General features: G+C 70.0%; 22 protein-coding genes. 11 read left to right on the top strand and 11 right to left on the bottom strand.

The window, feature by feature from the left end; translation table 11 throughout:
* Window positions 1-152: 152 nt before the first annotated feature.
* Window positions 153-1,535 carry a glutamine synthetase family protein gene (locus JR064_RS20705; protein ID WP_191825549.1) on the bottom strand — a complete coding sequence of 461 codons (1,383 nt, stop codon included), beginning with the start codon at window positions 1,533-1,535 and terminating at the stop codon, window positions 153-155.
* A gap of 13 nt (window positions 1,536-1,548) precedes the next feature.
* A complete protein-coding gene (locus tag JR064_RS20700) occupies window positions 1,549-2,304 on the bottom strand; it encodes a gamma-glutamyl-gamma-aminobutyrate hydrolase family protein (protein WP_179565701.1) in 756 nt (251 codons plus the stop codon).
* 258 nt (window positions 2,305-2,562) lie between these two features.
* Here JR064_RS20700 and JR064_RS20695 point away from each other — a divergent pair, with 258 nt between their 5' ends.
* From JR064_RS20695 to JR064_RS20685, 3 genes are all read left to right on the top strand, one after another.
* The gene (locus JR064_RS20695; RefSeq protein WP_206230983.1) at window positions 2,563-3,942 is read left to right on the top strand and encodes a glutamine synthetase family protein; all 1,380 of its coding nucleotides are present in this window, start codon (window positions 2,563-2,565) and stop codon (window positions 3,940-3,942) included.
* Between the two features lie 100 nt (window positions 3,943-4,042).
* Entirely contained in the window at window positions 4,043-5,350 is a 1,308-nt protein-coding gene (locus tag JR064_RS20690) for an NAD(P)/FAD-dependent oxidoreductase (RefSeq protein WP_206230982.1), read from the top strand.
* Window positions 5,351-5,455: 105 nt separating this feature from the next.
* Window positions 5,456-6,760 (top strand): diguanylate cyclase, encoded by a 1,305-nt coding sequence (locus tag JR064_RS20685; RefSeq protein WP_206230981.1) that lies wholly within the window; start codon window positions 5,456-5,458, stop codon window positions 6,758-6,760.
* Between the two features lie 16 nt (window positions 6,761-6,776).
* Here the strand turns inward: JR064_RS20685 and JR064_RS20680 are convergent, their stop codons facing one another.
* The 5 genes from JR064_RS20680 to JR064_RS20660 form a co-directional block, all read right to left on the bottom strand.
* A complete protein-coding gene (locus tag JR064_RS20680) occupies window positions 6,777-8,057 on the bottom strand; it encodes an MFS transporter (protein ID WP_179565707.1) in 1,281 nt (426 codons plus the stop codon).
* A 75-nt stretch (window positions 8,058-8,132) separates the two neighbouring features.
* Entirely contained in the window at window positions 8,133-8,381 is a 249-nt protein-coding gene (locus tag JR064_RS20675; protein ID WP_206230980.1) for a hypothetical protein, read from the bottom strand.
* Window positions 8,371-10,719, bottom strand: a complete 2,349-nt coding sequence (locus JR064_RS20670; protein ID WP_206230979.1) for an FdhF/YdeP family oxidoreductase — start codon at window positions 10,717-10,719, stop codon at window positions 8,371-8,373. Before JR064_RS20670 ends, JR064_RS20675 begins: the two co-directional genes overlap by 11 nt.
* Window positions 10,716-11,555, bottom strand: coding sequence for a formate dehydrogenase accessory sulfurtransferase FdhD (fdhD, locus tag JR064_RS20665; protein ID WP_179565713.1), 840 nt, complete (start codon window positions 11,553-11,555; stop codon window positions 10,716-10,718). The genes JR064_RS20670 and fdhD overlap by 4 nt, the downstream gene beginning before the upstream one ends.
* 23 nt (window positions 11,556-11,578) lie before the next feature.
* On the bottom strand, window positions 11,579-13,261 hold the full coding sequence (locus JR064_RS20660) for an OFA family MFS transporter (RefSeq protein WP_206230978.1): 1,683 nt from the start codon (window positions 13,259-13,261) through the stop codon (window positions 11,579-11,581).
* Window positions 13,262-13,445: 184 nt separating this feature from the next.
* On the opposite strand from JR064_RS20660, the gene JR064_RS20655 reads away from it, so the two are divergent.
* From JR064_RS20655 to JR064_RS20645, 3 genes are all read left to right on the top strand, one after another.
* The gene (locus tag JR064_RS20655) at window positions 13,446-14,519 is read left to right on the top strand and encodes a substrate-binding domain-containing protein (RefSeq protein ID WP_206230977.1); all 1,074 of its coding nucleotides are present in this window, start codon (window positions 13,446-13,448) and stop codon (window positions 14,517-14,519) included.
* Window positions 14,520-14,763: 244 nt separating this feature from the next.
* On the top strand, window positions 14,764-15,357 hold the full coding sequence (locus JR064_RS20650; RefSeq protein ID WP_241093199.1) for a hypothetical protein: 594 nt from the start codon (window positions 14,764-14,766) through the stop codon (window positions 15,355-15,357).
* Window positions 15,358-15,555: 198 nt separating this feature from the next.
* Window positions 15,556-16,062: a DUF1203 domain-containing protein gene (locus JR064_RS20645; RefSeq protein ID WP_206230976.1), complete on the top strand. Its 507-nt coding sequence runs from the start codon at window positions 15,556-15,558 to the stop codon at window positions 16,060-16,062.
* Window positions 16,063-16,193: 131 nt separating this feature from the next.
* Here the strand turns inward: JR064_RS20645 and JR064_RS20640 are convergent, their stop codons facing one another.
* Together JR064_RS20640 and JR064_RS20635 are read right to left on the bottom strand one after the other, a co-directional pair.
* Window positions 16,194-17,696, bottom strand: coding sequence for an aldehyde dehydrogenase (locus tag JR064_RS20640; protein ID WP_206230975.1), 1,503 nt, complete (start codon window positions 17,694-17,696; stop codon window positions 16,194-16,196).
* A gap of 88 nt (window positions 17,697-17,784) precedes the next feature.
* Window positions 17,785-18,333, bottom strand: a complete 549-nt coding sequence (locus JR064_RS20635; protein ID WP_185815986.1) for a cupin domain-containing protein — start codon at window positions 18,331-18,333, stop codon at window positions 17,785-17,787.
* 248 nt (window positions 18,334-18,581) lie between these two features.
* Here JR064_RS20635 and aptA point away from each other — a divergent pair, with 248 nt between their 5' ends.
* The 5 genes from aptA to JR064_RS20610 all read left to right on the top strand — a co-directional run bounded on the left by aptA (window position 18,582) and on the right by JR064_RS20610 (window position 23,924).
* Window positions 18,582-19,970, top strand: coding sequence for an omega-aminotransferase AptA (gene aptA, locus JR064_RS20630; RefSeq protein WP_425510320.1), 1,389 nt, complete (start codon window positions 18,582-18,584; stop codon window positions 19,968-19,970).
* Window positions 19,971-20,034: 64 nt separating this feature from the next.
* Window positions 20,035-21,147 carry an alanine dehydrogenase gene (gene ald / locus JR064_RS20625; RefSeq protein ID WP_191825560.1) on the top strand — a complete coding sequence of 371 codons (1,113 nt, stop codon included), beginning with the start codon at window positions 20,035-20,037 and terminating at the stop codon, window positions 21,145-21,147.
* A gap of 25 nt (window positions 21,148-21,172) precedes the next feature.
* Entirely contained in the window at window positions 21,173-22,666 is a 1,494-nt protein-coding gene (locus JR064_RS20620; RefSeq protein WP_241093198.1) for a CoA-acylating methylmalonate-semialdehyde dehydrogenase, read from the top strand.
* Window positions 22,667-22,817: 151 nt separating this feature from the next.
* Window positions 22,818-23,177: an immunity 22 family protein gene (locus tag JR064_RS20615; protein WP_206230974.1), complete on the top strand. Its 360-nt coding sequence runs from the start codon at window positions 22,818-22,820 to the stop codon at window positions 23,175-23,177.
* Between the two features lie 432 nt (window positions 23,178-23,609).
* Window positions 23,610-23,924, top strand: a complete 315-nt coding sequence (locus JR064_RS20610; protein ID WP_185815981.1) for an EthD family reductase — start codon at window positions 23,610-23,612, stop codon at window positions 23,922-23,924.
* Window positions 23,925-24,113: 189 nt separating this feature from the next.
* Here the strand turns inward: JR064_RS20610 and JR064_RS20605 are convergent, their stop codons facing one another.
* A complete protein-coding gene (locus JR064_RS20605; protein WP_206230973.1) occupies window positions 24,114-24,473 on the bottom strand; it encodes a ribosomal maturation YjgA family protein in 360 nt (119 codons plus the stop codon).
* Window positions 24,474-24,585: 112 nt separating this feature from the next.
* Window positions 24,586-24,915: a hypothetical protein gene (locus JR064_RS20600; protein WP_206230972.1), complete on the bottom strand. Its 330-nt coding sequence runs from the start codon at window positions 24,913-24,915 to the stop codon at window positions 24,586-24,588.
* Window positions 24,916-25,070 lie beyond the last annotated feature (155 nt).

Below are 25,070 nucleotides of genomic sequence, written 5' to 3'. Positions count from 1 at the left end.
AACGAAAAACGTCGCGCATCCTGCGCGCCGCCCTTCGGGTATTCGCCCGCCGGGTCTGCCGCGCTGAGGGGGCCCGGCAGATCAAACGCAAAGCAACAGCAACAGCTGGCGACTGCAGCCTTCTCGATCCGCCATCGCAAACAAGGGCTGACTCACACGTTCAACAACAGGAACTCCCGCTCCCACGAACTGATCACCCGGAAGAACGTCTCGTATTCCTTGCGCTTGACCGAAATGTAGGCGCGCACGAAACGCGGCCCCAGCATCTCCTGCAGCGGCGTACACCGCTCCAGCTCGTCCAGCGCCTCGCCCAGCGAACGCGGCAACTGATAGCCCATCTCCTTGCCGTTGCCGCTGATCGGCTCGGTCGGCTCCAGCTTCTCGCGAATGCCCAGCAACCCGCAGGCCAGCGTCGCCGCCATCGCCAGGTACGGATTGGCGTCGGAGCCGGCGAAACGGCTCTCCACCCGCATGTTCTCGATCGTGTCGATCGGCACCCGCAGCCCGCAGGTGCGGTTGTCGAAACCCCACAGCACGTTGCTCGGCGACACCTCGCCGAACATCAGCCGGCGGTAGGAATTGACGTTCGGCGCCAGCACCGCCATCGCCATCGGCACGTACTTCTGCAGGCCGGCCAGATAATGCGCGAAGGTGCGGCTGTACTCGCCGGCGCGGCGCCCGCTGAACACGTTCTTGCCGTGCTTGTCGACCAGGCTCTGGTGGATGTGCATCGCGCTGCCTGGCTCGTTCTCCATCGGCTTGGCCAGGAACGTGGCGTAGACGCCGTGGCGCATCGCCGCCTCGCGCATCGTGCGCTTGAACAGGAACACCTGGTCGGCGCGCGACAGCGCATCGGAATGGGTGAAGTTGACCTCCAGCTGCGCCGCGCCGGATTCGTGGATCAAGGTGTCCACGTCCAGTTCCATCGCGTCGCAGTAGTCGTACATCAGGTCCAGGATGGGGTCGAACTCGTTGACCGCGTCGATCGAGTACGACTGCCGCGCCGTCTCCGGCCGCCCCGAGCGGCCGGCCGGCGGCAGCAGCGGAAAGTCCGGATCGGTGTTCTTCTGCACCAGGAAGAACTCCAGCTCCGGCGCCACCACCGGCTTGAAGCCGATCGCCGCATACGCCTGCAACACGCCGCGCAGCACGTTGCGCGGCGCCAGGTCGTGCGGCTGGCCGTCCTTGGTGTAGCAGTCGTGGATCACCTGCGCGGTCGGGTCGGTGGCCCACGGCACCATCCGCACCGTATCCGGGTCCGGGCGCAGCTGCATGTCCGAGTCCGACGGCGAGGTCAGGTCGTAGTAGTCGTCGGGATACTCGCCGGTGACGGTGGTGGCGAAGATGCCCTCGGGCAGGCGCGTGCCGTAGTCGTGGGAGAACTTGGCCGCGGGAATGATCTTGCCGCGCGCGTTGCCGGTGATGTCCGGCACCAGGCACTCGACTTCGGTGATGTGGCGATCCTTCAGCCAACGGCGCAGCGAGCTTTCCTGCTGTTCGGGGGTGTTCTTGCGGGAGCGCGGTCGGCTGGCCATGGGGGAATTCGATTCAGTGCGTGCGGCGAGCCGCGTAGTGGCGACAGGCATCGCCGAAGGATTGGAAGATGCCCAGGTAGAACGGGTCGTCGAGGACGCGCCATTCCGGATGCCACTGTACGCCCAGCAGGAAGCCGGGACCGATACCGCGGAACGCCTCGATCAATCCGTCCGGCGCGCGCGCCTCCACGATCAGGTCGCCGCCGAGCCGCGCCACGCCCTGCCCGTGCAGCGAATTGACCCGCACCCGCTCCCTGCCGGCGATGTCCGCCAGCCAGCCGCCTTCGCTCAGGGTCACCTCGTGCACCGGCGCGTACTGCAGGTCCAGCGCGGCCTGGGTGTCCTCGCGATGGTCGGACAGGCCGGGCACCGCATGTACTTTCTGGTGCAGGCTGCCGCCCAAGGCCACGTTGACTTCCTGGAAGCCGCGGCAGATCGCCAGGATCGGCAGGCCGAGCGCGATCGCCTGCGGGATCAGGTCCAGCGTGTTGGCGTCGCGCGCCGGATCGTGCGGATTGCCGAGCCAGCTGGGTTCGTCGCCGTAGTGATGCGGTTCGATGTTGCTGACCGCGCCGGTCAGCAACAGGCCGTCCAGCCGCGCCAGCCAGTCGCGCGGTGCGACCGGCGGCTGCAGCGACGGCAGCAGCACCGGCGTCACGCCGGCGCCATCGACCGCGGCACGCAGATACTTTTCTCCAGCGACCAGGAACGGATGCTGGCCGATGAGCTTGCGATCGGTCGACAGGCCGACCAGGGGCGATACAGCCATGCGAAGAACTCGTGTGGCGTCGTCGCAAGTTACCCCGGGCGTTTTATTTTTACAACACGCCACGGCGGCGCACGGCAGCCAGCACGGACGCACGGCCACTGCCCGTATCCGGCGCAGCGCGCTTTGTTACAGGATCGGGACGGCGGGCGCGCAGACGCGGCGCCCGTCGCGTCCACGCTGCCGGCGCATCGGCCTGTTGAGTATTCTTGACGCGAACCCGGCTCTGCTAAGCTCGTCGCACTCCCGCAGGCCGCCACCATGACCCGCACCCACGACGCTCCGCCCCTGCCCCCGGACGCCGCCCAGGCCCTGCAACGCGTCCCCGGCTGCGAACAGATCGACCTGCTGCTGCCGGACAGCAATGGCCTGCTGCGCGGCAAGCGCATCGCCCGCGACGCGCTGGAAAAGGTCTATCGCGACGGCGTATGCCTGCCGATGTCGCTGATCGCCACCGACATCACCGGCAATACGGTCGAGGAAACCGGCCTGGGCTACGACATCGGCGACGAGGACCGGCTGTGCTTCCCGGTCCCCGGCACGCTGCAGCCGGTGCCGTGGGCCCCGGTGCCCTCGGCGCAGCTGCTGCTGGCGATGCGCGACGGCGCCGGCGACCCGCTGGACATCGCCCCGCGCGAAGTGCTGGCGCGGGTGCTGGCGCGGCTGCGCGCGCGCGGGCTGACCCCGGTGATCGCGGTGGAGCTGGAGTTCTACCTGTTCGATCCGCGCGCCGACGCCGACGGCCGGCCGCAACCGCCGCTGCAGGCGCACACCGGGCTGCGCAACGACAGCACCCAGGTCTACTACATGCAGGAGCTGGACGACCAGCGCGGCTTCACCGACGCGGTCGCGCAGGCCTGCCGCGCGCAGGGCATCCCCGCCGATACCGCGGTCGCCGAGTACGCGCCCGGCCAGTTCGAGATCAACCTCAAGCACCGCGGCGACGCGCTGGCCGCCTGCGACGACGCGCTGATGCTCAAGCGCGCGATCAAGGCGATCGCGCAGCAGCAGGGCCTGCTCGCCAGCTTCATGGCCAAGCCGTTCGCCGCGCAGTCCGGCAGCGGCCTGCACCTGCACGTGAGCCTGCTCGACGACGCCGGCGACAACGTCTTCGCCGGCACGCCGCAGGCGCCGGCCGACGCATTGCGCCATGCCATCGGCGGCCTGCAGCGCAGCGCCGACGACTGCCTGCTGCTGTTCGCCCCGCACGCCAACAGCTACCGCCGCTTCGTGCCCAATGCGTTCGTGCCGCTCAACGACAGCTGGGGCTTCAACAACCGCACCGTGGCGATGCGGGTGCCGTACAGCGATCCGGCCAATACCCGCATCGAGCACCGCATCGCCGGCGCCGACGCCAATCCATACCTGGTCGCCGCGGCGGTGCTGGCCGGCATCGAGCACGGCCTGCAGCATGGCTTCGACCCGGGTCCGCCGGTACAGGGCAACGCCTACGCACAGACCGAGATCCGCCATCCGGACTGGCGCGGCGCGATCGCCGGATTCCTCGCCAGCGACTTCGTCGCCGAGCGGTTCGGCGCCCGCTTCCGTCACGTCTACGGCCAGCAGAAACGCCGCGAGATGCTGGATTTCCATGCGCAGGTGAGCGATCTGGATTACCGGTGGTATTTGCGTACGGTGTGAAAAGCCGGGAATGGGGAATCGGGAATGGGGAATCGAAAAAGCAAACGCCAAGCATCCGGAGGCTGCCCCCCATGATCCCCCTTCCCAGCAACTCGCCACCATGACCCGCTCTTCCACGCTTCCCGATTCCCGACTCCCGATTCCCGGCTCTTCCTGGTACACCGACAGCGCCACGCCACTGCCGCCGCAGCCGCCGCTGCGCGGCCAGGTGCGGGCCGACGTGTGCATTCTCGGCGCCGGCTATACCGGGTTGAGCGCGGCGCTGGCGCTGGCCGAGGCCGGTTATCAGGTCGCGATCGTGGAAGCGCAGCGTGTGGGCTGGGGCGCGTCCGGGCGCAACGGCGGCCAGGCCATCGTCGGCTACGGCTGCGAGCAGCACACGCTGGAAACGCTGCTCGGCAGCGCCGAGGCGCGGCTGCTGTTCGATTTCTCGCGCGACGGCATGCAGCTGCTGCGCGACCGCATCCAGCGCCACGCCATCGCCTGCGACTGGCGCGACGGCCATGCGCACGTGGCGATCAAGCCGCGCCAGGTGCGCGCGTTGCAGGCAGGCATCGTCGAGATGGCGCAGCGCTACGACTATCCGCTGCAGTGGTGGGACCGCGACCAGTTGCGCGCACACCTGCGCAGCGAGCGCTACCTGGGCGCGATGTACGACCCGGCCAGCGGCCACCTGCACCCGCTCGAATACGCGCACGGGCTGGCGCGCGCGGCGCTGGCCGCCGGCGTGCGCATCTACGAGCACTCGCCGGTGACCGCGCTGGTGCGCGGCGCGCAGCCGGTCCTGCGCAGCGCGCACGGCGAGGTGCAGGCCGATTTCGCGGTACTGGCCGGCAACGCCTGGCTGCGCGGCATCGCGCCGGAACTGGAATCGCGGATCATGCCGGTCGGCACCTACATCGGCGCCAGCGCGCCGCTGGGCGCGGCGCTGGCGCGCGAACTGATCGGCAACGACATGGCGGTGGCCGACGTGAACTGGGCGCTGGACTATTTCCGCCTCAGCCGCGACCACCGCCTGCTGTTCGGCGGCCGCGCCAGCTATTCCTCGCTGCCGCCACCGGGCCTGCGCGGGGTCATGACCCGGCGCATGCGCCGGGTGTTCCCGCAGCTGCGCGAGGTCGCGCTGGACTACGTGTGGGGCGGCTATGTCGACATCACCCGCAACCGCGCCCCGCACTGGGGCCGGCTGACCCCGAACGTGTACTTCGCGCAGGGCTTTTCCGGCCATGGCGTGGCCGCCACCGGCCTGGCCGGCGACGCCATCGCCGCGGCCATCGCCGGGCAGTCGCAGCGCCTGGACCTGTTCGCCAGGATTCCGCACGCGCCGTTCCCCGGCGGCCGTGCGTTGCGCACGCCGCTGCTGGTGGCGGCGATGTCCTGGTACAAGCTGCGCGACGCGCTGTGGTGAGCGCGCCGCGGCGGCGGCATGTCCGCGCCGCCGGACGGCCTAAAGTTGCCTGCGGCACGGCCGCTAACTGAGGTCTACTCCCCAAGGGCGCCTTGCGCGGCTCGCATGCTGCAACCGTTGCCGGCCTACCCGATCGCCAGCGAAAGCGCGGCCGTCCAGCAGCGCATCCTGCTGGTGGAGAATTCGCGCACGTTCACCGGCCTGCTGCGCGAAGCGATCGAGCAGCGGGTGGAACTGCCGGTCACCGTGGTCTCGACCCTGGCCGAAGCGGCGCACGCGCTGGACGACGGCGGCTCCTGGTTCCTGGCCCTGACCGGACTGGTGCTGGCCGACGGCGACCGCGACACGGTGGTGGATTTCTTCGTCGCCCGCGGCCTGCCCACGGTGGTGGTCAGCGGGGTCTACGACGAGAGCCTGCGCAAGCGCGTGCTGACCCAGCAGATCATCGACTTCGTGCTGAAGAACGCGCCCGGCAGCATCGACTACCTGGCCTGGCTGGTGCAGCGGCTGGCGCGCAACCGCAGCATCGCCGCGCTGGTGGTGGACGATTCGCGCTCGGCCCGCGCCTACGCCGCGAGGCTGCTGGCGATGTACGGCTACCAGGTGGTGGAAGCCGCCGATGGCGCCGCCGGGCTGAAGGCGGTGGAGGCCAATCCGGCGATCCGCCTGGCGGTGGTGGACCAGGAAATGCCGGGCATGGAAGGGGTGGAATTCACCCGCCGGCTGCGCGCGATCCGCGCCCGCGACAAGCTGGCGGTGATCGGCCTGTCCGGCAACAGCGACCCGTCGCTGGTGCCGCGCTTCCTCAAGAACGGCGCCAACGATTTCCTGCGCAAGCCCTTCTCGCGCGAAGAGTTCTTCTGCCGCGTGTCGCAGAACGTGGACCAGCTGGAACTGATCGGCACGCTGCAGGACCTGGCCACGCGCGACTTCCTCACCGGCCTGCCCAACCGCCGGCATTTCCTGGAACAGAGCCAGCGCCTGCTGCCGCAATGGCTGGCGCGCAGCGACACGGTCAGCGTGGCGATGCTCGACATCGACCACTTCAAGCACATCAACGACAGCTGGGGCCACGAGGCCGGCGACGACGCGCTGCGCGCGGTGGCGGCGACGGTGGCCGCGCATGCGCGCCCGCAGGATCTGGTGGCGCGCTTCGGCGGCGAGGAATTCTGCATGCTGGTGCCGGGCCTGGACGCGGCCGCGGCCGGCGCCTATTTCGAGACCCTGCGCCAGCGCATCGATACGCTGCAGGTGCAGGTGGGCGGGCAGGCCCTGCGCATCACCATCAGCATCGGCGTATGCACCAGCGACGAGCGCCGCGATGCGCTGCATCCGCTCTTGGCCGAGGCCGACAAGCACCTGTACCTGGCCAAGGCCGGCGGCCGCAACCGGGTCGAGCACGCCGCCTGAGCGCGCGCGTGCGGCCTCAGCGGCGCCTGGCGCCGATCACCAGCAGCGCCAACAGGCTCAGCGCCGCGCCGGCACTGAGGTAGTAGCCGACCCATGGCAGGCCGTAGTGCTTGGCCAGCCAGCTGGCCACGTACGGCGCCGGCGCCGCACCGATGATGCCGGCCAGGTTGAACGACATCGAGGCGCCGGTGTAACGCACCGGCACCGGATACAGCTCGGCCAGCAAGGTGCCGCAGGGCCCGTAGGTCAGGCCCATGAACAACGACCCCAGCGACAGGAACGCCAGCAGCTGCCACGGATGCGCAGCGCTGAACAGCGGCGCGAAGCCGAGCCCGAACAGGACGATGACGAGCCCGGCCGCGATCATCGCGCGGTGCGTGCCGTAGCGGTCGCCGTAGTGCGCCGACAGCGGAATGCCGGCGGCGAAGAACAGGATGCCGACCATCTGCAACAGCAGGAACTGCTCGCGGCCGTAGCCGAGCACCGCGGTGCCGTAGCCCAGCGCGAACACCGTCATCAGGTAGAACAGCATGAAGGTCGCGAACACGCCGAAGGTGCCGAGCAGCAGCGCGCCGGCATGCCGCGACAGCACCGTCCACATCGGCAACGCCACCCGCTCCTTGCGTTCCAGCGCCTTCTGGAAATCCGGGGTTTCGTGGATGCGCAGGCGCACCCACAGCCCGGTCACCACCAGCAGCGCGCTGGCCACGAACGGGATGCGCCAGCCCCAGCCCATGAACTGCGCATCGTCCAGCACCGCATCCAGCAGCAGGAAGATCCCGGAGGACAGCAGGAAGCCCAGCGGCGCGCCCAGCTGCGGGAACATGCCGTACCAGGCGCGCTTGCCCGGCGGCGCGTTCTCGGTGGCCAGCAACACCGCCCCGCCCCATTCGCCGCCCAGGCCCAGGCCCTGGCCGAAGCGGCACAGCGCCAGCAGCGCCGGCGCCCACATGCCGATGCTGGCGTAGCTGGGCAACAGCCCGATCACCACCGTGGACAGGCCCATGGTCAGCAGCGCCGCGACCAGCGTCGCCTTGCGCCCGATGCGGTCGCCGAAATGGCCGAACAGCGCCGAGCCGACCGGCCGCGCCACGAACGCCACCGCGAACGTGGCCAGCGACTGCAGCCGCGCCGCGTCGGCGTCGCCCTCGGGGAAGAACAGCTTCGGGAACACCAGCACCGCGGCGGTGGCGTAGATGTAGAAATCGAAGAACTCGATGGTGGTGCCGACCAGGCTGGCCAACAGCACGCGGCGCGGCGAATTGACGGGCGAAGCGGGAAGCGCGGCAGCGGTCATGGAAGCGGCATCGACGGGAAACCGCCCGATTCTGGCAGATCGGCCGCGGCGCCGCAGCGCCATGCCGCTTCGCGCTCAGCGCGGCAGTTGCGCGCGACCGGCGGCGGTCAGCACCGCCACCTCGCGCTCGCCGCGCGTCTCCACCCGGATCCAGCCCGGCCCCGCGTGCCCGTCGAGGGTGGCCTCGCCCAGCCAGGCCAGGGTCCGCAGCAGCACGCTCATGCGCACGCCGAGGCGCTTGCACAGCCGCGCCAGGGCGATCCCCTCCGGCTCCGGCGCCAATGCCTCGAACAGCGCCCGGGTCAGCGCCGGATCAGCGGACAAGCGCCACGCCGATGTCGCGCGGTGCCGCGTCGGCGGCCTCGGCCAGGTGCGGCGTCACCACCACCGGGATCGACTTGGAGGTCGGCGTGCGCGCCTCGTCGGCGAAGCTGGACAACGGCACCAGGCCGTTGGTTTCCGGGTAGTACGCGGCCAGGCAGCCGCGCGGGATGTTGTACTCGACCAGCAGGAAGCGCTTGGCCCGGCGCTGCACGCCATCCTCGACGAGGCTTTCCAGGTCCACCCAGGCGCCGGCCTGCAGTCCCAGGTCGGCGATGTCGGCGGCGTTGATGAACAGCACCCGGCGCTCGCCGAACACGCCGCGGTAGCGGTCGTCCAGGCCGTAGATGGTGGTGTTGTACTGGTCGTGCGAGCGCGTGGTGGCCAGGGTGAACACCGGTTGCTCGGGACGCTGGCGGCGCGCGCGGTGGATCGGGTTGTCGGTGGGCACCGCGTGCGCCTTGAACACTGCGCGCCCTTCCGGCGTCTCCCACACGCGGTCGCGTGCGGTGTTGGACAGGCGGAAACCGCCGGGCACCCGCACCCGCGTATTGAAGTCGGCGAAATCCTCGAACACCTGCGCGATCAGGTCGCGGATGCGGTCGTAGTCGGCGACCAGCCAGCGCCAGCGGATCGCGCTGCGCGTGCCGAGCGTGGCCTCGGCCAGGCGCGCGACGATCGCCGGCTCCGACAGCAGCTCCGGCGACGCCGGCGGATTGATGCCGGCCGACAGGTGCACCATGCTCATCGAATCCTCGACGCTGACGCTCTGCGGACCGCCCTCCTGGATGTCGATCTCGGTGCGCCCCAGGCACGGCAGGATCAGCGCGTCGCGGCCGTGCACCAGGTGGCTGCGGTTGAGCTTGGTGGTCACGTGCACGGTGAGGTCGCAGCGGCGCAGCGCGCGATGCGTGGCGTCGGTGTCGGGGGTGGCGGTGGCGAAGTTGCCGCCCATGCCGAAGAAGGTCCTGGCGCGGCCGTCCAGCATGGCCTCGATCGCGCCAACGGTGTCGAAACCGGATGCGCGCGGCGGATCGAACCCGAACACCGCCTGCAGCCGGTCCAGGAACGCGGCCGGCGGCTTTTCGTAGATCATCATCGTGCGATCGCCCTGCACGTTGCTGTGGCCGCGCACCGGGCAGGCGCCGGCGCCGGGGCGGCCCAGATGGCCGCGCAGCAGCAGCAGGTTGGCGATCATGTGGATCGTGGCCACCGAATGCTTGTGCTGGGTGATGCCCATGCCCCAGCAGGCGATCAGCCGTTCGGATTTCAGGTAGATCTCGCCGGCGCGGCGCAGCTCGGCCTCGCTCAGCCCGGACTCCTCGACGATGGTCGCCCACGGTTCGGCGATCACGTCCGCGGCGAAGGCGTCGAAGTTGGCGGTGTGCTGGGTGATGAACTGCAGATCCAGCAGGCGCGGTTGCGCCGCGCGCGCGGCCTCGGCATCGCGCTCGAGCACGTGCTTGATGATGCCCTTGACCGCGGCCAGGTCGCCGCCGATCTTCAGCTGGAAATAATCCGACGAAATCCGCGTCGAACCGTTGTGCAGCATCTGCAGCTTGTCCTGCGGATCGGCGAACTTCTCCAGGCCGCGCTCGCGCAGCGGATTGAACGACACGATCGCCGCGCCGCGCTTGGCCGCCTGGCGCAGCTCGCCGAGCATGCGCGGGTGGTTGGTGCCGGGATTCTGGCCGAAGATGAAGATCGCGTCGGCCAGCTCGAAGTCGTGCAGCGACACGGTGCCCTTGCCGACCCCGATCTGCGACTTGAGCGCGGTGCCCGACGGCTCGTGGCACATGTTCGAACAGTCGGGGAAGTTGTTGGTGCCGAACTCGCGCACGAACAGCTGGTACAGGAACGCGGCCTCGTTGCTGGTGCGCCCGGAGGTGTAGAAGATCGCCTCGTCCGGCGAGGCCAGGGCGTTGAGGTGCGTGGCGATCAGCGCGAACGCCTCGTCCCAGCCCACCGGCACGTAGTGGTCGCTGGCGCTGTCGTAGCGCAGCGGATGGGTCAGCCGGCCCTGCCCTTCCAGCCAGTAGTCGCTGTACTTGGCCAGCTGCGCGACGCTGTGCTGCGCGAACAGTTCCGGCGTGGCGCGGCGCGCGGTGGCTTCGGCGGCCACCGCCTTGGCGCCGTTCTCGCAGAACTCGAAGGTCGAGGTGTGGTCGCGGTCGGGCCAGGCGCAGCCGGGGCAGTCGAAGCCGTCGGGCTGGTTGGCATGCAACAGGGTCTTGGCTCCCTGCACCGCCACGTCCTGCTGCAGCAGGTGGGTGGCGACGGCGCGCAACGCGCCCCAGCCGCCGGCCGGCTGCGTATAGGGTTGGATGGTTTTCTTGCTCATGCGGGCTCTCCGGCGTGCTCGGCCTGGTGCAGGCGCTGCGGATGGCTGTAGACGACGTAATCGTGGTCGCGGGCGAAACCGATCAGGGTCAGGCCGGCGCTGTCGGCCAGCGCGATCGCCAGCGCGGTGGGTGCGGAAATGGCGGCCAGCAGCGGGATGCCGGCCTGGGCGGCCTTCATCGCCATCTCGTAGCTGGCGCGGCTGGTGACCACGGCGAAACCGCTGGCCGGGTCCAGGCCGGCGCTGGCCAGCGCGCCGATCAGCTTGTCCAGCGCGTTGTGCCGGCCCACGTCCTCGCGCGCCAGCTGCACGCATCCGTCGGCGTCGGCCCATCCGGCGGCGTGGGTGGCGCCGGTGATCGCGTTGAGCGGTTGCTGCTGGCGCAGCTCGCGCAAGGCCCGCGCCAGCGCCGCCGGCGCGATCGCGACGCCGGCCGGCAACGGCCGCGGCGCGCGCAGCACCGCCTCGATCGATTCGCTGCCGCACACCCCGCAGCCGCTGCGGCCCTGCAGGTTGCGGCGCCGCGACTGCAGGGCCGCGGCATGTGCGGGCGGGATCTGCAGTTGCAGCGAAACCCCTTCCAGGAAGGTATCCACGCTGGCGATCCGCAACTGCGCCGGATCCTCGACGATGCCCTCGCTGAGCGAAAAGCCCAGCGCGAAGTCGTGCAGGTCTTCCGGAGTGGCCATCATCACCACGAACGGCTCGCCGTTGTAGGCGAACGCCACCGGCACCTCGGCCGCCACCAGGTCCTGGGTGAGCGCGGTGCGCCCGTCGCGATGGCGGCGCACGCCGCGCGCGACGGCGCCGGGCCGGGAAGACGCACGCGAGTACATGGTGACGCCTCCCTTCCGCAAATTCAGTGGAACAGCACGAACGCCTTCTGCAAGGTGACCCAGATGCCCCACAGCATCGGCACCCCGACCGCCAGCCAGGCCAGCGCCACCAGCAGCGGATTGCCGCCGTGGCCGACCTGCGCCAGCTGCGCCGCATCCAGCGCCGCGCCGCCGTTGCTGCCGACCTTCTCGTGCGCCAGCTGCTTCTCCGCAGCCAGTTCCTGCGCGGTCATGAAGTGCCTGGCGGCCACCGGCCGCACCAGCAGGTTGCAGATCAGGCCCAGCACCAGCATCCCGGCCAGGATGTACATGGTGGTGTTGTACACCTGTGACGGCGGCACGCCCAGGCCCAGCTGGTATTCGCGCATGTAGCCCACCACCACCGGGCCGAGGATGCCGGCGGTGGCCCAGGCGGTCAGCAGGCGGCCATGGATCGCGCCGACCATCTGGGTGCCGAACAGGTCGGCCAGGTAGGCCGGGATGGTGGCGAAGCCGCCGCCGTACATCGACAGGATCACGCAGAAGATGCCGACGAACAGCGCGCTGCCGCCGACCTTGCCGGCCCACGGCGCCGCCGCGTACAGGGCGATGCCGAGCACGAAGAACACGCTGTAGGTGTGCTTGCGGCCGAGCTTGTCGGACATGCTGGCCCAGAAGAAGCGCCCGCCGATGTTGAACAGGCTGAGCAGGCCGGTGAAGCCGGCGGCGATCGCGGCGATGGCCGCCAGCTGCGCGGTGTCCAGGCTGCCGAAGCCGGCGTCCACGCCGATCAGGCGTCCGCCGAACACTTCCTGCAGCATCGGCGAGGCCATGCCGATCACGCCGATGCCGGCCGACACGTTCAGGCACAGCACGCCCCACAGCAGCCAGAACTGCGGGATGCCCCAGACCTTCTTCACGTGCACGTGGTGGGCGGTGATCATCGCGTTGGCGCTGGCCGCCGGCGCGGTCCAGCCGGCCGGCGTCCAACCGCTCGGCGGCACCCGGTAGCCGAACGCACCGGCCATCATGAACACGAAATACAGCGCCGCCATGACCAGGAAGGTCTCCTTCACCCCGACCGAGTCGGGGCCGGCGAAGTGGCGCATCAGCGCATCGGCCAGCGGGCTGCCGATCATCGCACCGCCGCCGAAGCCCATGATCGCCATGCCGGTGGCCATGCCGCGGCGGTCCGGGAACCACTTGATCAGGGTCGACACCGGCGAGATGTAACCCAGCCCCAGGCCGATGCCGCCGATCACGCCCGAGCCCAGCCACAGCAGCCAGATCTGGTGCAGGTGGATGCCCAGCGCCGAGATCACCAACCCGCCGCACCAGCACAGCGCCGAGACCACGCCGGCCTTGCGCGGCCCGGCGCGTTCCAGCCACCCGCCCCACAGCGCCGCCGAACAGCCCAGCAGCACGAAGAACAGCGTGTACATCCACTGCAGCTCGCTGATCTTCCAGTCGCAGCTGGCCGACACGATCCGCGCCAGGAAGCCCATGTCCGCCGGGCACGCCACCGCTTCGGTGATCCCCAGCGCCTTGGACAACGGCAACCAGAACACGCTGAAGCCGTAGGCCATGCCGATGCACAGATGAATCGCCAGCGCGGCCGGCGGCACCAGCCAGCGGTTGAAGCCCGGCCCGGCGACGATGCGTTCCTTCGCCAGCAGGCCGGTATGGGCCGTGTGCGCGGCGCCGGCCGCGCTCCTCGAGTCGCTCATTCGATTCCCCTCCGGTGCAGCGGCGTCTTATGTGATGGAGCGCATATCGGCGATCGGACATGGCCTCTTCGGCGGCACGGCCGGCGCAAGGCGCGCGGCGAGCGTAGTACGAAAGCACGATGGCGCCGAGCGTCGGATGGTCTAATAATCGGCTGTAGAAAGCCTATTGCGAGCCGCAACCCGCGTGTACAAGGTGACCATCCAGCCGCAATGGGAACTGCACACCGAGGATGGGCAGCGCCTGCCGCCGCGGCTGGCGGAACTGCTGCTGGCGATCCGCGACACCGGCTCGCTGGCCGCGGCCTGCCGCCAGACCGGGCTGTCCTACCGCTATGCCTGGGGCACGCTGCGCGAGGCGCGGCGCCTGTTCGGACAGCCGCTGCTGCGCGCCACCCGCGGCCGCGGCGCCAGCCTGGCGCCGATCGGCGAGCGCCTGGTGTGGGCCGAGCAGCGCATCGCCGCACGCCTGGCGCCGACCCTGCAGAGCCTGGCCAGCGAGCTGGAGACCGAACTGGAGCGCGTGTTCCGGCAGGAAGCGGCGCCGCTGCGCCTGCACGCCTCGCATGGCTTCGGGGTGGAGACGCTGCGCCGCTGCATGGTCCTGGCCGGCGCGCCGCTGGAACTGAAATACCGCAGCCCGGACGATGCCCTGGCCGCGCTGCGCAACGACGCCTGCGACCTGGCCAGCCTGCACCTGCCGATCGGCGAACTGGAGAACGAACTGCTCGCGCACTACCGCGACCGGCTCGATCCGCACGGCGATTGCGTGCTGCACCTGGCCACGCGCACCCAGGGCCTGGTGCTGGCGCCCGGCAATCCCAAGCGTATCCATGCCCTGCCCGACCTGTTGCGCGCCGACGTGCGTTTCATCCATCGCCAACCCGGCTCGGGCACGCGCCTGCTGCTGGAATGCCTGCTGGCGCAACAGGGCCTGCCGCTGAGCGCCCTGCATGGCGCCGACATGGAGGAACTGACCCATGCCGCGGTCGCCGCCTACGTCGCCAGCGGCCTGGCCGATGCCGGCTTCGGCCTGGAACCGCCGGCGCGGCGCTACGGCCTGGACTTCATCCCGCTCGCCAGCGAGCGCTATTTCCTGCTGTGCCGCCGCGAGGCGCTGGACAGCGGCCGCCTGGCGCCGATCGTGGACCTGCTGCGCAGCGACACGTTCCAGCACGAACTCGGCCTGCTGCCCGGCTACGACGCGCACGATTGCGGGCGGGTACAGGGAGTGGCGGAAGCCTTTGCCGGGCTGGTGTGATTCGGGATTCGGGATTGCGAAGCAGGCGGCGGGGCGCCTGCGCCCGGGCCGTTCGGCGCTTCTTGGGGGAGGGACTTCAGTCCCGACGCTCTTGCCGGCCACGCCTGCTCGGCACCAGGACGCTGCGGCAGATCCGCGCAGGAAACGACATCGCGCAGCGGCGCGCTGGCGGCGCCATCCGGCCGTTCGCGTGCCGCGTCGGTTAGGCTTTGCGCCCCTCAACATCCGAAACGCTCCCATGCCAATGCCGATGTCGCTCCGCGTCGCCGCAGCTGTCGGCCTCCTGCTTCTCGCCACGCACGGCGCCCGCGCCGCCGACCTGCCCGCCGACCTGCTGCGCCAGTTGCCGGCCGGCTACCTGCCGCTGGAACAGCTGCGCACCGACCTGGACGGAGACGGCCGCACCGACTACCTGGTGGCACTGCAGCAACGCGGCGAAGCCGAGCGCGAACCGGCGCCGGCACGGCCGCTGCTGATCTTCGTGCAGCAGGCCGACGGCCACTACCGGCTGGCCGCGCGCAACGACCACGTGGTGCTCAAGCGCGACGATGGCGGCCAGTGCGATCCGTTCACCGACAGCGACGATCCGTTCGCGGCCAAGGGCCGCTACTTCACCGTGCAGAACGGCGTCTCCTGCGGGCAGCACTGGACCGACTTCATCACCTTCCGCTACGTGCCCGAGCGCAAGACCTGGCTGTTCCACAAGCGCATCCAGCAGAGCTGGCAGCTGAATTCGGATCCGTCGCCGGACGCCGACGCGCTGAAGAAATCCGCGGACAAGGTGCACGCCGCCGATCCCAAACATCCGCTCACCTTTGCCGAGTACGTGCCGGACTGAGTCCGCACGCGACCGCCACGCGTGCCCCTGTCCGCGCTCTTTCGCTACCGGCTCGGGACGCAGCGATGGCGCAGCTGCGACCGGCATCGTGCCCGATCGAGGCGCTCGCGTGCGGCGGCCGCTGCCGTGTCCGAATCCGGCCGGCGCGGCGCCGCGGCGGCGCGCACGCTATGCGCCCGATCTTCTCTTGGAGCGCATATGTCCAGCTTCGTCTGCGTCGGCCTGCCCGCCGCACCGTTCGCACCGCTGTTCGACCTCGACGATGCGCAGTTGCACGCGCACGGCGCGCGCCGCGTCCGCGCCGACCAGACCCCGGGCTTCCCATGCCGGATCAGCCTGGAAGACGCGCAGCCCGGCGAGGACCTGTTGCTGCTGCACTACCTGCACCAGCCGGCCGACACGCCGTACCGTGCCGCCGGGCCGATCTACGTACGCCGCCACGTGCAGACCGCGACGGTGGCACCGGGCCAGGTGCCGGACGCGATCCGCAGGCGGCTGATCTCGCTGCGCGGCTACGATGCGGCCGACATGATGATCGCCGCCGACGTGCATGCCGGCGAAACGATCGCAGCCGCGATCGTGCAAGCCTTCGCCGATCCGCACGTGCGTTATCTGCATCTGCACAATGCGCGCCAGGGCTGTTTCGCCTGCCGCGTGGAGCGGGTTTCCGAGCCGGGATTTCGGGAGTCGGGAGTCGGGATGTGACCGGCCGCGTCCTGCAGGAGGGGCTTCAGCCCGACGCGTTACCGGCAAGGCGTCGGAGCTGAAGCCGCTCCTACAGAAAAGCGCAATGCTGCGCACTTGCCAATCCCCACTCCCGAATCCCCAATCCCGGCTCAAACCGCCAGATTGATCCAGGTCGCCTTCATCTCGGTGTACTTGTCGAAGGCATGCAGCGACTTGTCGCGGCCGTTGCCCGATTGCTTGTAGCCGCCGAACGGCGCGGTCATGTCGCCGCCGTCCCAGTAGTTCACCCACACGCTGCCGGCACGCAGCTTGCGCGCCACCCGGTGCGCGCGGCCGATGTCGCGGGTCCACACGCCCGCGGCCAGGCCGTAGTCGCTGTCGTTGGCCATGCGCAGCGCGTGCGCCTCGTCGTCGAAGGCGATCACCGACAGCACCGGGCCGAAGATCTCCTCGCGGGCGATGGTGTGCTCGTGGCCGACCTCGTCGAAGATGGTCGGCTCCACGTAGCAGCCGCCGGCGACCACCTCCACGCGCTTGCCGCCGAGCAGCAGCCGCGCGCCTTCCTCGTTGCCGCGCGCGATGTAGTCGAGCACGCGGTGGGTCTGCGCCTCGTCCACCAGCGCGCCCATCGCCGCGTCGTCGTCGAACGGATGCCGCGGCTGCAGCGCGCGCCCGGCGGCGACCACGCGGGCCACGAACTCGTCCTTGATCGAGCGCTCCACCAGCAAACGCGAGGCCGCGGTGCAGACCTCGCCCTGGTTGTAGAAGATCGCGCCGGCCGCGGCCTGCGCCGCCTGCTCCAGGTCCGGCGCGTCGGCGAACACCAGGTTCGGGCTCTTGCCGCCGCATTCCATGTAGGCGCGTTTCATGTTCGACAGCCCGGCGCATTGCAGCAGGCGCTTGCCGACCGCGGTGGACCCGGTGAACACCAGGCCGTCCACGTCCATGTGCAGCGCCAGCGGCTCGCCGGCGCCCTTGCCGAAGCCGGGCACCACGTTGAACACGCCGTCGGGGATGCCGGCCTCGGCCACCAGTTCGGCCAGGCGCAGCGCGCTCAGCGGCGATTTCTCCGAGGGCTTGAGCACCACCGAATTGCCCGCCGCCAGCGCCGGGGCGATCTTCCACGCGGCCATCAGCAACGGGAAGTTCCACGGCACGATCGCGCCGACCACGCCCAGCGGTTCGCGGGTGATCAGGCCCAGTTCGTCCTGCCCGGTCGGCGCCACCTCGCCGTAGAGCTTGTCCAGCGCCTCGCCGGTCCAGGCCAGGCAGCGCACCGTGGCCGCCACGTCCACGCTGCGCGCATCGCGCACCGGCTTGCCCATGTCCAGCGACTCCAGCAGCGCCAGCTCGTCGGCATGCTGCTCGACCAGCTGCGCCAGCTTGATCAGGGTTTTCTTGCGCTGCGCCGGCTTGACCTGCGACCAGTGCCCGGCATCGAAGCTGCGCCGCGCCGCGGCGACCGCGCGCTCGATGTCCTCGGCCTCGCCCTCGGCGACCTGGCCGAGCACGCGGCCGTCGATCGGGCTGATGCAGTCGAAGGTCTTGCCGCTGGCCGCAGCGACATAGCGGCCGTCGATGAAGGCCTGGGTGCGCAGGTGCAGCGCGTCGGCCATCGCCTGCCAGGCGTCGCGGGTGCGGGGTGCGGTCATCGGAAGCTCCGGGTCGGGAGGAAGGAACGGATCGGCGGGTCGTACGGTCGCGGCGAGGCGGGCGCGCGCGCCGCGGCGCAGGCGGCGCTCAGAACGTGGCCGGGGTGTTGGCGCTGACGATCACCACCGCCTCGCTGCCGACGTTGCGGAACCGGTGCGGCACCCGGCTCTCGAAATAGTACCCCTCGCCGGCGCGCAGCACGCGCACCTGCGTGCCGACGGTGATCTCCACTTCGCCCGCCACCACCACGCCGCCTTCCTCGCCCTCGTGCACCAGCATCGCGGTGCCGGTGTCGCTGCCCGGCGGCATCACCTCGCGCAGGATGCACATCTGCCGCTGCGGGCGGTGTTGCCCGACCAGGTAGTAGTGGATGCCGTCGCTGCCGACATCGGGCAGTTCGTCGGCGGCATAGAACGGCGCGTCGGCCGGCCCGATCTGCAGGTCCTGGGTGAAGAAATCGGCCAGCGAGATCGGAATGCCGTCCAGCACCTTTTTCAGCGAACTCACCGAGGGGCTGACCTTGTTCTGTTCGATCAGCGAGATGGTGCTGTTGGTCACGCCCACCCGCTTGGCCAGCTCGCGCTGGCTCAGTCCGTGGGCGGTGCGAACCCGATGCAGGCGGGCGCCGATATCCATCGCGTGATCAGGAAGGCCTTGGCGGTGTTGCCGGATACTTTACACAGCCGGCCCTCGCGGTCAATTTGCCGGTCGCCGCGCGAGGCGGCCGGCATGCGCGCCTGCACGGGCCTGTCGTGGCGCCGTTTCGTGCGTTCCGGCGCTGTGCAGCCGGCGGCGGCACGGCGGAGAGGCGCCGGCGCCGCGGCGGAGGCCCGCCCGCCACCACACGCCCGGTTGGTGTAAAGTTTTTTCAACACTTCTCTCGCGTGGAGCCTGTGATGAGCACCGAGTCGCCCCCCTCCTCCCAGGCGCTGGCCGATCGCTACGCCACTCAGGCCACGCAGGCGCCGGACGGCATGGACGCGTTCTGGATGCCGTTCACCGCCAACCGCCAGTTCAAGGCGCGGCCGCGGCTGCTGGCCTCGGCCGAGGGCATGTACTACCGCAGCGTGGACGGGCGCCAGATCCTCGACGGCACCGCGGGGCTGTGGTGCTGCAACGCCGGACACGCACGGCCGCGCATCGTCGAGGCGGTGTCCAGGCAGATCGCCACGCTGGATTTCGCGCCGACCTTCCAGATGGGCTCGCCGCTGCCGTTCGTGCTCGCCGAACGCCTGGTCGCGCTGGCTCCGCCCGGCCTGGACCGCGTGTTCTATACCAACTCCGGCTCCGAGTCGGTGGACACCGCGATGAAGATCGCGCTGGCCTACCACCGCGCCCGCGGCGAGGGCCAGCGCACCCGCTTCCTCGGCCGCGAGAAGGGCTACCACGGCGTCGGCTTCGGCGGCATCTCGGTCGGCGGGCTGCCCAACAACCGCAAATGGTTCGGCCCGCTGCTGCCGGGCGTGGACCATCTGCGGCATACCCTGGACATCGAGCGCAACGCGTTCTCGCAAGGGCTGCCGGCGCACGGCGTGGAGCTGGCCGAGGACCTGGAGCGGCTGGTCGCGCTGCACGACGCCTCGACCATCGCCGCGGTGATCATCGAGCCGATCTCCGGCTCGGCCGGCGTGGTGCTGCCGCCGCTCGGCTACCTGCAGCGCATCCGCGAGCTGTGCGACAAGCACGGCATCGTGCTGATCTTCGACGAGGTGATCACCGGCTTCGGCCGCGTCGGCAAGGCCTTCGCCGCGCAGCGCTTCGGCGTCACCCCGGACCTGATGACGACCGCCAAGGGCCTGACCAACGGCTGCGTGCCGATGGGCGCGGTGTTCGTCTCGCACGCCATCCACGATGCGTTCGCGCACGGCCCGGCCGGCGCCATCGACCTGTTCCACGGCTACACCTATTCCGGCCATCCGCTGGCCTGCGCCGCCGCGCTGGCCACGCTGGACACCTATGCCGAAGAGAAGCTGTTCGACAAGGCGATCGAACTGGGCGACTACTGGCAGCAGGCGATCCATGCGCTGAAGGGCCTGCCGCACGTCGTCGACATCCGCAATTTCGGCCTGATCGGCGCGATCGAACTGGCGCCGCGCAAGGATGCGCCCGGCGCCCGCGCCTACGAGATCTTCGAACGCTGCTTCCACGACGCCGGCCTGCTGATCCGCGTCACCGGCGACACCATCGCGCTGTCGCCGCCGCTGATCGTGGAGCGCGAGCACATCGACCGCATCTTCGCGGTGCTCGCCGACATGATCCGCAGCACGCCCTGATCCCCGCCCTCACCCCAACCCGCTCCGCGCTCCCCACGCGCGCCGCATGCCTGGAGAACCGCTCATGCTGGTCGGCGTCCCGAAAGAGATCAAGAACCACGAATACCGGATCGGGCTGACCCCGGCCGGGGTCCGCGAACTGGTGCTGCACGGGCACCAGGTGCTGGTGCAGCGCGACGGCGGCCAGGCCATCGGCCTGACCGACGCCGACTACGCACGCGCCGGCGCGCGCCTGGCCGACGACGCGGCCAGCGTGTTCGCGCAGGCCGACATGATTGTCAAGGTCAAGGAACCGCAGCCGGACGAATGCGCGATGCTGCGCCCGGGGCAATTGCTGTTCACCTATCTGCACCTGGCGCCGGACCCGGCCCAGGCCGGCGCGCTGCTGCGCTCCGGCTGCACCGCGATCGCCTACGAGACCGTCACCGACGGCCACGGCGGCTTGCCGCTGCTGGCGCCGATGAGCGAGGTGGCCGGGCGCATGGCGATCCAGGCCGGCGCGCATGCGCTGGAAAAGGCGCAAGGCGGTTCCGGCGTGCTGCTCGGCGGCGTGCCCGGGGTCAAGCCGGCCGAAGTGCTGGTGATCGGCGGCGGCGTGGTCGGCATCAACGCCGCGCGCATGGCGATGGGCCTGCATGCGCGGGTGACGGTGCTGGACCGCTCGCTGGAACGGCTCAAGTATCTCGACGAACTGTACGGGCACCAGCTGACCACCCTGTATTCCACCCGCGATGCGATCGAGCAATGCCTGCCGCACACCGACCTGGTGATCGGCGCGGTGCTGATCCCCGGCGCCGCCGCGCCCAAGCTGGTGTCGCGCGCGCAGCTGGCGCTGCTGCGGCCGGGCTCGGTACTGGTGGACGTGGCGATCGACCAGGGTGGCTGCTTCGAGACCAGCCACGCCACCACCCACCAGCAACCGACCTACGAGGTCGACGGCATCGTCCACTACTGCGTGGCCAACATGCCCGGCGGCGTGGCGCGCACCTCCACCTTCGCCCTGACCAACGCCACCTTGCCGTTCGTGCTGCAGCTGGCCGAACACGGCCTGCAGGCGCTGCGCGACGACCAGGACCTGCGCAACGGCCTCAACGTGCACGCCGGCAAGCTCACCCACCGCGCGGTGGCGCAGGCGCTGGGCGAGGATTTCGTGCGGCCGCTGGATGCGCTGGGCTGAGCTTTTCCTTCGAGGAACACCGACCATGACCGACTCCCTGTCCCACTACATCGGCGGCCGCCGCGTCGATTTCCGCGGCGGCGACTACGCCGAGGTGTTCGACCCGGCCAGCGGCGCGGTGGCGCGGCGCGTGCCGCTGGGCGGCGCGCATGCGGTCGACATGGCGGTGACCGCCGCCGCACAGGCGTTCCCGGCCTGGGCGGCGACCCCGCCGCTGCAGCGCGCGCGGGTGATGTTCCGTTTCCGCGAACTGCTCGAACGGCATGCCGACGCCCTCGCCCGCTGCATCAGCGCCGAACACGGCAAGGTGGTGTCCGACGCGCGCGGCGAGGTCACCCGCGGCATGGAGGTGGTGGAATTCGCCTGCGGCATCCCGCACCTGCTCAAGGGCGAGCACTCGGTCGATGTCGGCCGCGGCGTGGATTCGTGGAGCGAGTACGCGCCACTGGGCGTGGTCGCCGGCGTCACCCCGTTCAACTTCCCGGCGATGGTGCCGCTGTGGATGCTGCCGGTGGCGCTGGCCTGCGGCAACAGCTTCGTGCTCAAGCCGTCCGAGCGCGATCCGTCCGCCTCGCTGCTGCTGGCCGACTGGCTGCACGAGGCCGGCCTGCCGGACGGCGTCTTCAACGTGGTGCACGGCGCCAAACCGGCGGTGGACGCGCTGCTCGCGCACCCGCAGGTGCAGGCGCTGAGCTTCGTCGGCTCCACCCCGGTCGCGGCCGACCTGTATGCGCGCGGCAGCGCGCTGGGCAAGCGCGTGCAGGCGCTGGGCGGGGCCAAGAACCACCTGGTGGTACTGCCCGACGCCGACCTGGACGACGTGGTATCCGCCCTGCTCGGCGCCGGCTACGGTTCGGCCGGCGAACGCTGCATGGCGATCTCGGTGGCGGTGTGCGTGGGCGATACGGTGGCCGATGCGCTGGTCGCCAGGCTGGCGCCGCGCGTGGCCGCGCTGCGCCTGGGCGCCGGCGCCGACGAACCGGACATGGGCCCGCTGATCAGCGCCGCGCATCGCGAACGCGTGCGCGGCTACATCGACAGCGGCGTGGCCGACGGCGCCACGTTGGTGGTCGACGGCCGCGCCGCGCACACGCCGGCCGCGGCCGCTGGCTTCTTCCTCGGCGGCAGCCTGTTCGACCACGTGCGTGCCGACATGCGCATCTACCGCGAAGAGATCTTCGGCCCGGTGCTGTGCGTGGTCCGCGTGGCCGATGCCGAGGCCGCGCTGCACCTGATCGACGCGCACGAATACGGCAACGGCGCGGCGGTGTTCACCCGCGATGGCGGCGCGGCGCGCGCCTTCGCCCGCCGCGTGCAGGCCGGCATGGTCGGGATCAACGTGCCGATCCCGGTGCCGATGGCGTTCCACAGCTTCGGCGGCTGGAAACGCTCGCTGTTCGGCCCGCTGCACGTGCATGGCCCCGACGGCGTGCGCTTCTACACCCGGCTCAAGACCGTCACCGCGCGCTGGCCGGCGGCCGCGCGCGACGCCGAGTTCGCGATGCCGACGATGCGGTAACAGCGCACCCCATGCCGAAGAACTTTTTTGTTCGCGTTAAAGGCGCCGGAATTATCGACGAACGCCATGACGGAATCACCGGGCGCATTCCCCTGCCAGATGGCTGCGCATCGTGCTACGGTCGGATTCGTTCGCCCGCCAAACTGCCCCTATGTCCATCGTTCACGTATTCGTATCCAGTGGCAGATTCGCCACCATGGAAGAATTGCGAGGCTACATCGATCGGACCTACACCGAGGATGGCGACGGCGTAGCGTCGCCATTCATGCGTGAGATCGGGCTGAGCCGTTGCGAACCCGCTTGCATCGAGGCGGTCATTTCCGCGTCGGGAAGTCCGGAAGCATTGAACGAACTGCTGTCCGACGCTTCGTACTGGGATCAATGGCGGCACGAAGTGGATGGCACCCTCCTGGCGGATGCGGCGATCTGCGTGTTTGCGCCAAACCAGCCGCACCATCCCGCTGGCGCCTCGGTGAGACATATCGGTTCGTTCGACTACGCAGCCACCTGACCATTCGGGCCAGCGCGGCGCCTTGGCCGGATTCGATCCTGCGCGAAATTTTGGGCGAGTCTTCGTTTCGACGACGCGCAGCCGCAAGACGACATGGCACACATGCGATCGTCGAGGCAGATCGCAGGGCCAGGTGATCGCAGCAGCATGCCATCGCTGAAGCTGCTGGCCATGAGGCGCAGATGGACCGGTTGGATGCCGCGCTCTACACGAATGGAGACGAACTTTCTTTGCCGATCAATGCCGATGTGGCCCGGCAGCGGCATCCCGATGCATCCATTCGGGCCTGAGCGTCCTGACGCGAGGACGCGACAACGGTGACGGCCGAGGCGGCGAATCCCGCAGCGCAGCACGGGCGTACAGTGCGACGGTGTAGCCTGGCGCGACTTACGGAGCATGCCCCCTTTCCGCCGCAGCCACAGGAGTCGTTCCATGATCAAGGTCAGCGTGATGTACCCGTATACGCCCGGCGCCCGTTTCGACCACGCCTACTACCGCGACACGCACATGCCGCTGCTGCAGGCGCGCATGGGCGCGGCCTGCAAGCGCTACACCGTGGACAAGGGCCTGTCCGGCGGCGCCCCCGGCACCGACCCGACCTATGTCGGCATGTGCCACATCTTCAGCGACTCGGTGGAAGCGTTCCAGGCCGGCTTCGGCCCGCATGCCGACGAGATCCTCGGCGACATCAAGAACTACACCGACCTGACCCCTGTGATGCAGATCAGCGAAGTAGTGGTCGACTGAGCGCTGCGGCCGCTTCGCGCCGGCGCGTCGGCCCTCCCCTTGCGGTCACCGCTCGGGGGTTCAGGCACTCGTGGAACAGCGCGAGTTTCCTGGGGTTTGCGGCGCGTTGCGGCAGGGATGCGTATCCATGCATTGTGAAGCCGGCGGCCACAGCGTCGGTGATGGCTTTCCGCGGATCCTGGCCCGCGTTCACCGGCGCGTGCAGCGCAGGTCGAGCCATGCGCCGGCGGTGACGCCCACCGCGTAGGCAAGCAGGTCCATCCACACGAACGTGGACCCCAAGGCCAGGTGCCCCAGCGTGGTGGCGCGCAGCGCGTCGAGCCAGGGCGCACGGTACAGCTGCGAAGCTTCCACCAGCCAGCATATGGCCAGTGCCAGCGCCGCCAATCGCAACGGCCGCGCGCGGGGTGCGAGCCACGCCAGGCCGAGGTAGACCATCAGCGCCCACAGCGTATCGCCGGGAAACTTGCCCAGCCACGACGGCAGCAACCATGGGAACTGCCGCGACGCCAACCCGGCGGCGATCGTCGCCACGATGGCGGCGCTCAACCACAGACGGCGGCGTCCAGTTGCGGAAACGGGCATGGCGAAGTGTCGGCGGCAGGGCCGAGCATTACAGCAGAACTGGCGTGGCGCTGACGACGGCAGCCTGGCGCGACCGCTAGGCGCTGCTACCGTGCAGCAGTACCGCCACAGCGATCAGCACCGCCAGCACCAACATCACCAGCCACCCCCAGCGCTGGTGGAACGGGATCGGCACGGCCTGCAGCTTGCTCTCGGCGCTGGCCTGGTTCAGCAGCCAGCCGTGACGGCACACCGGACACACCAACTGGTACTGCTTTTCGCGCACCCAGCCGAACAGATGGTAGAAGTGCCCATACGAGTAGTGCAGGCGCATCGCAAACGCCTGCTCCTGTTCGCAGTTCCTGCAGAACTCGCGTTCTTCCACGCCACAGGCGACGTTGCGCTCGCCCCAGCCCCACAAGATCATCGTCGCGCCTCCATCGGCCGGGCCGCGATCCCCCGATCGCCAGGCCGTGCGGATTCTGTGCCCGCTCCGGGGCAGCGTCAACGACGCCTGCTGCCAGGCGCGACCGCGCGCAAGTCTCTACAATGCCGGCCCCCTCGCAACACCGTGCCGCGCCC

It is taken from the genome of Xanthomonas bonasiae (genome assembly GCF_017163705.1).
Taxonomy (GTDB): domain Bacteria; phylum Pseudomonadota; class Gammaproteobacteria; order Xanthomonadales; family Xanthomonadaceae; genus Xanthomonas_A; species Xanthomonas_A bonasiae.
The sequence above is the reverse complement of the archived record's forward strand: the minus strand, read 5'-3'. Positions and strand labels throughout refer to the sequence as shown.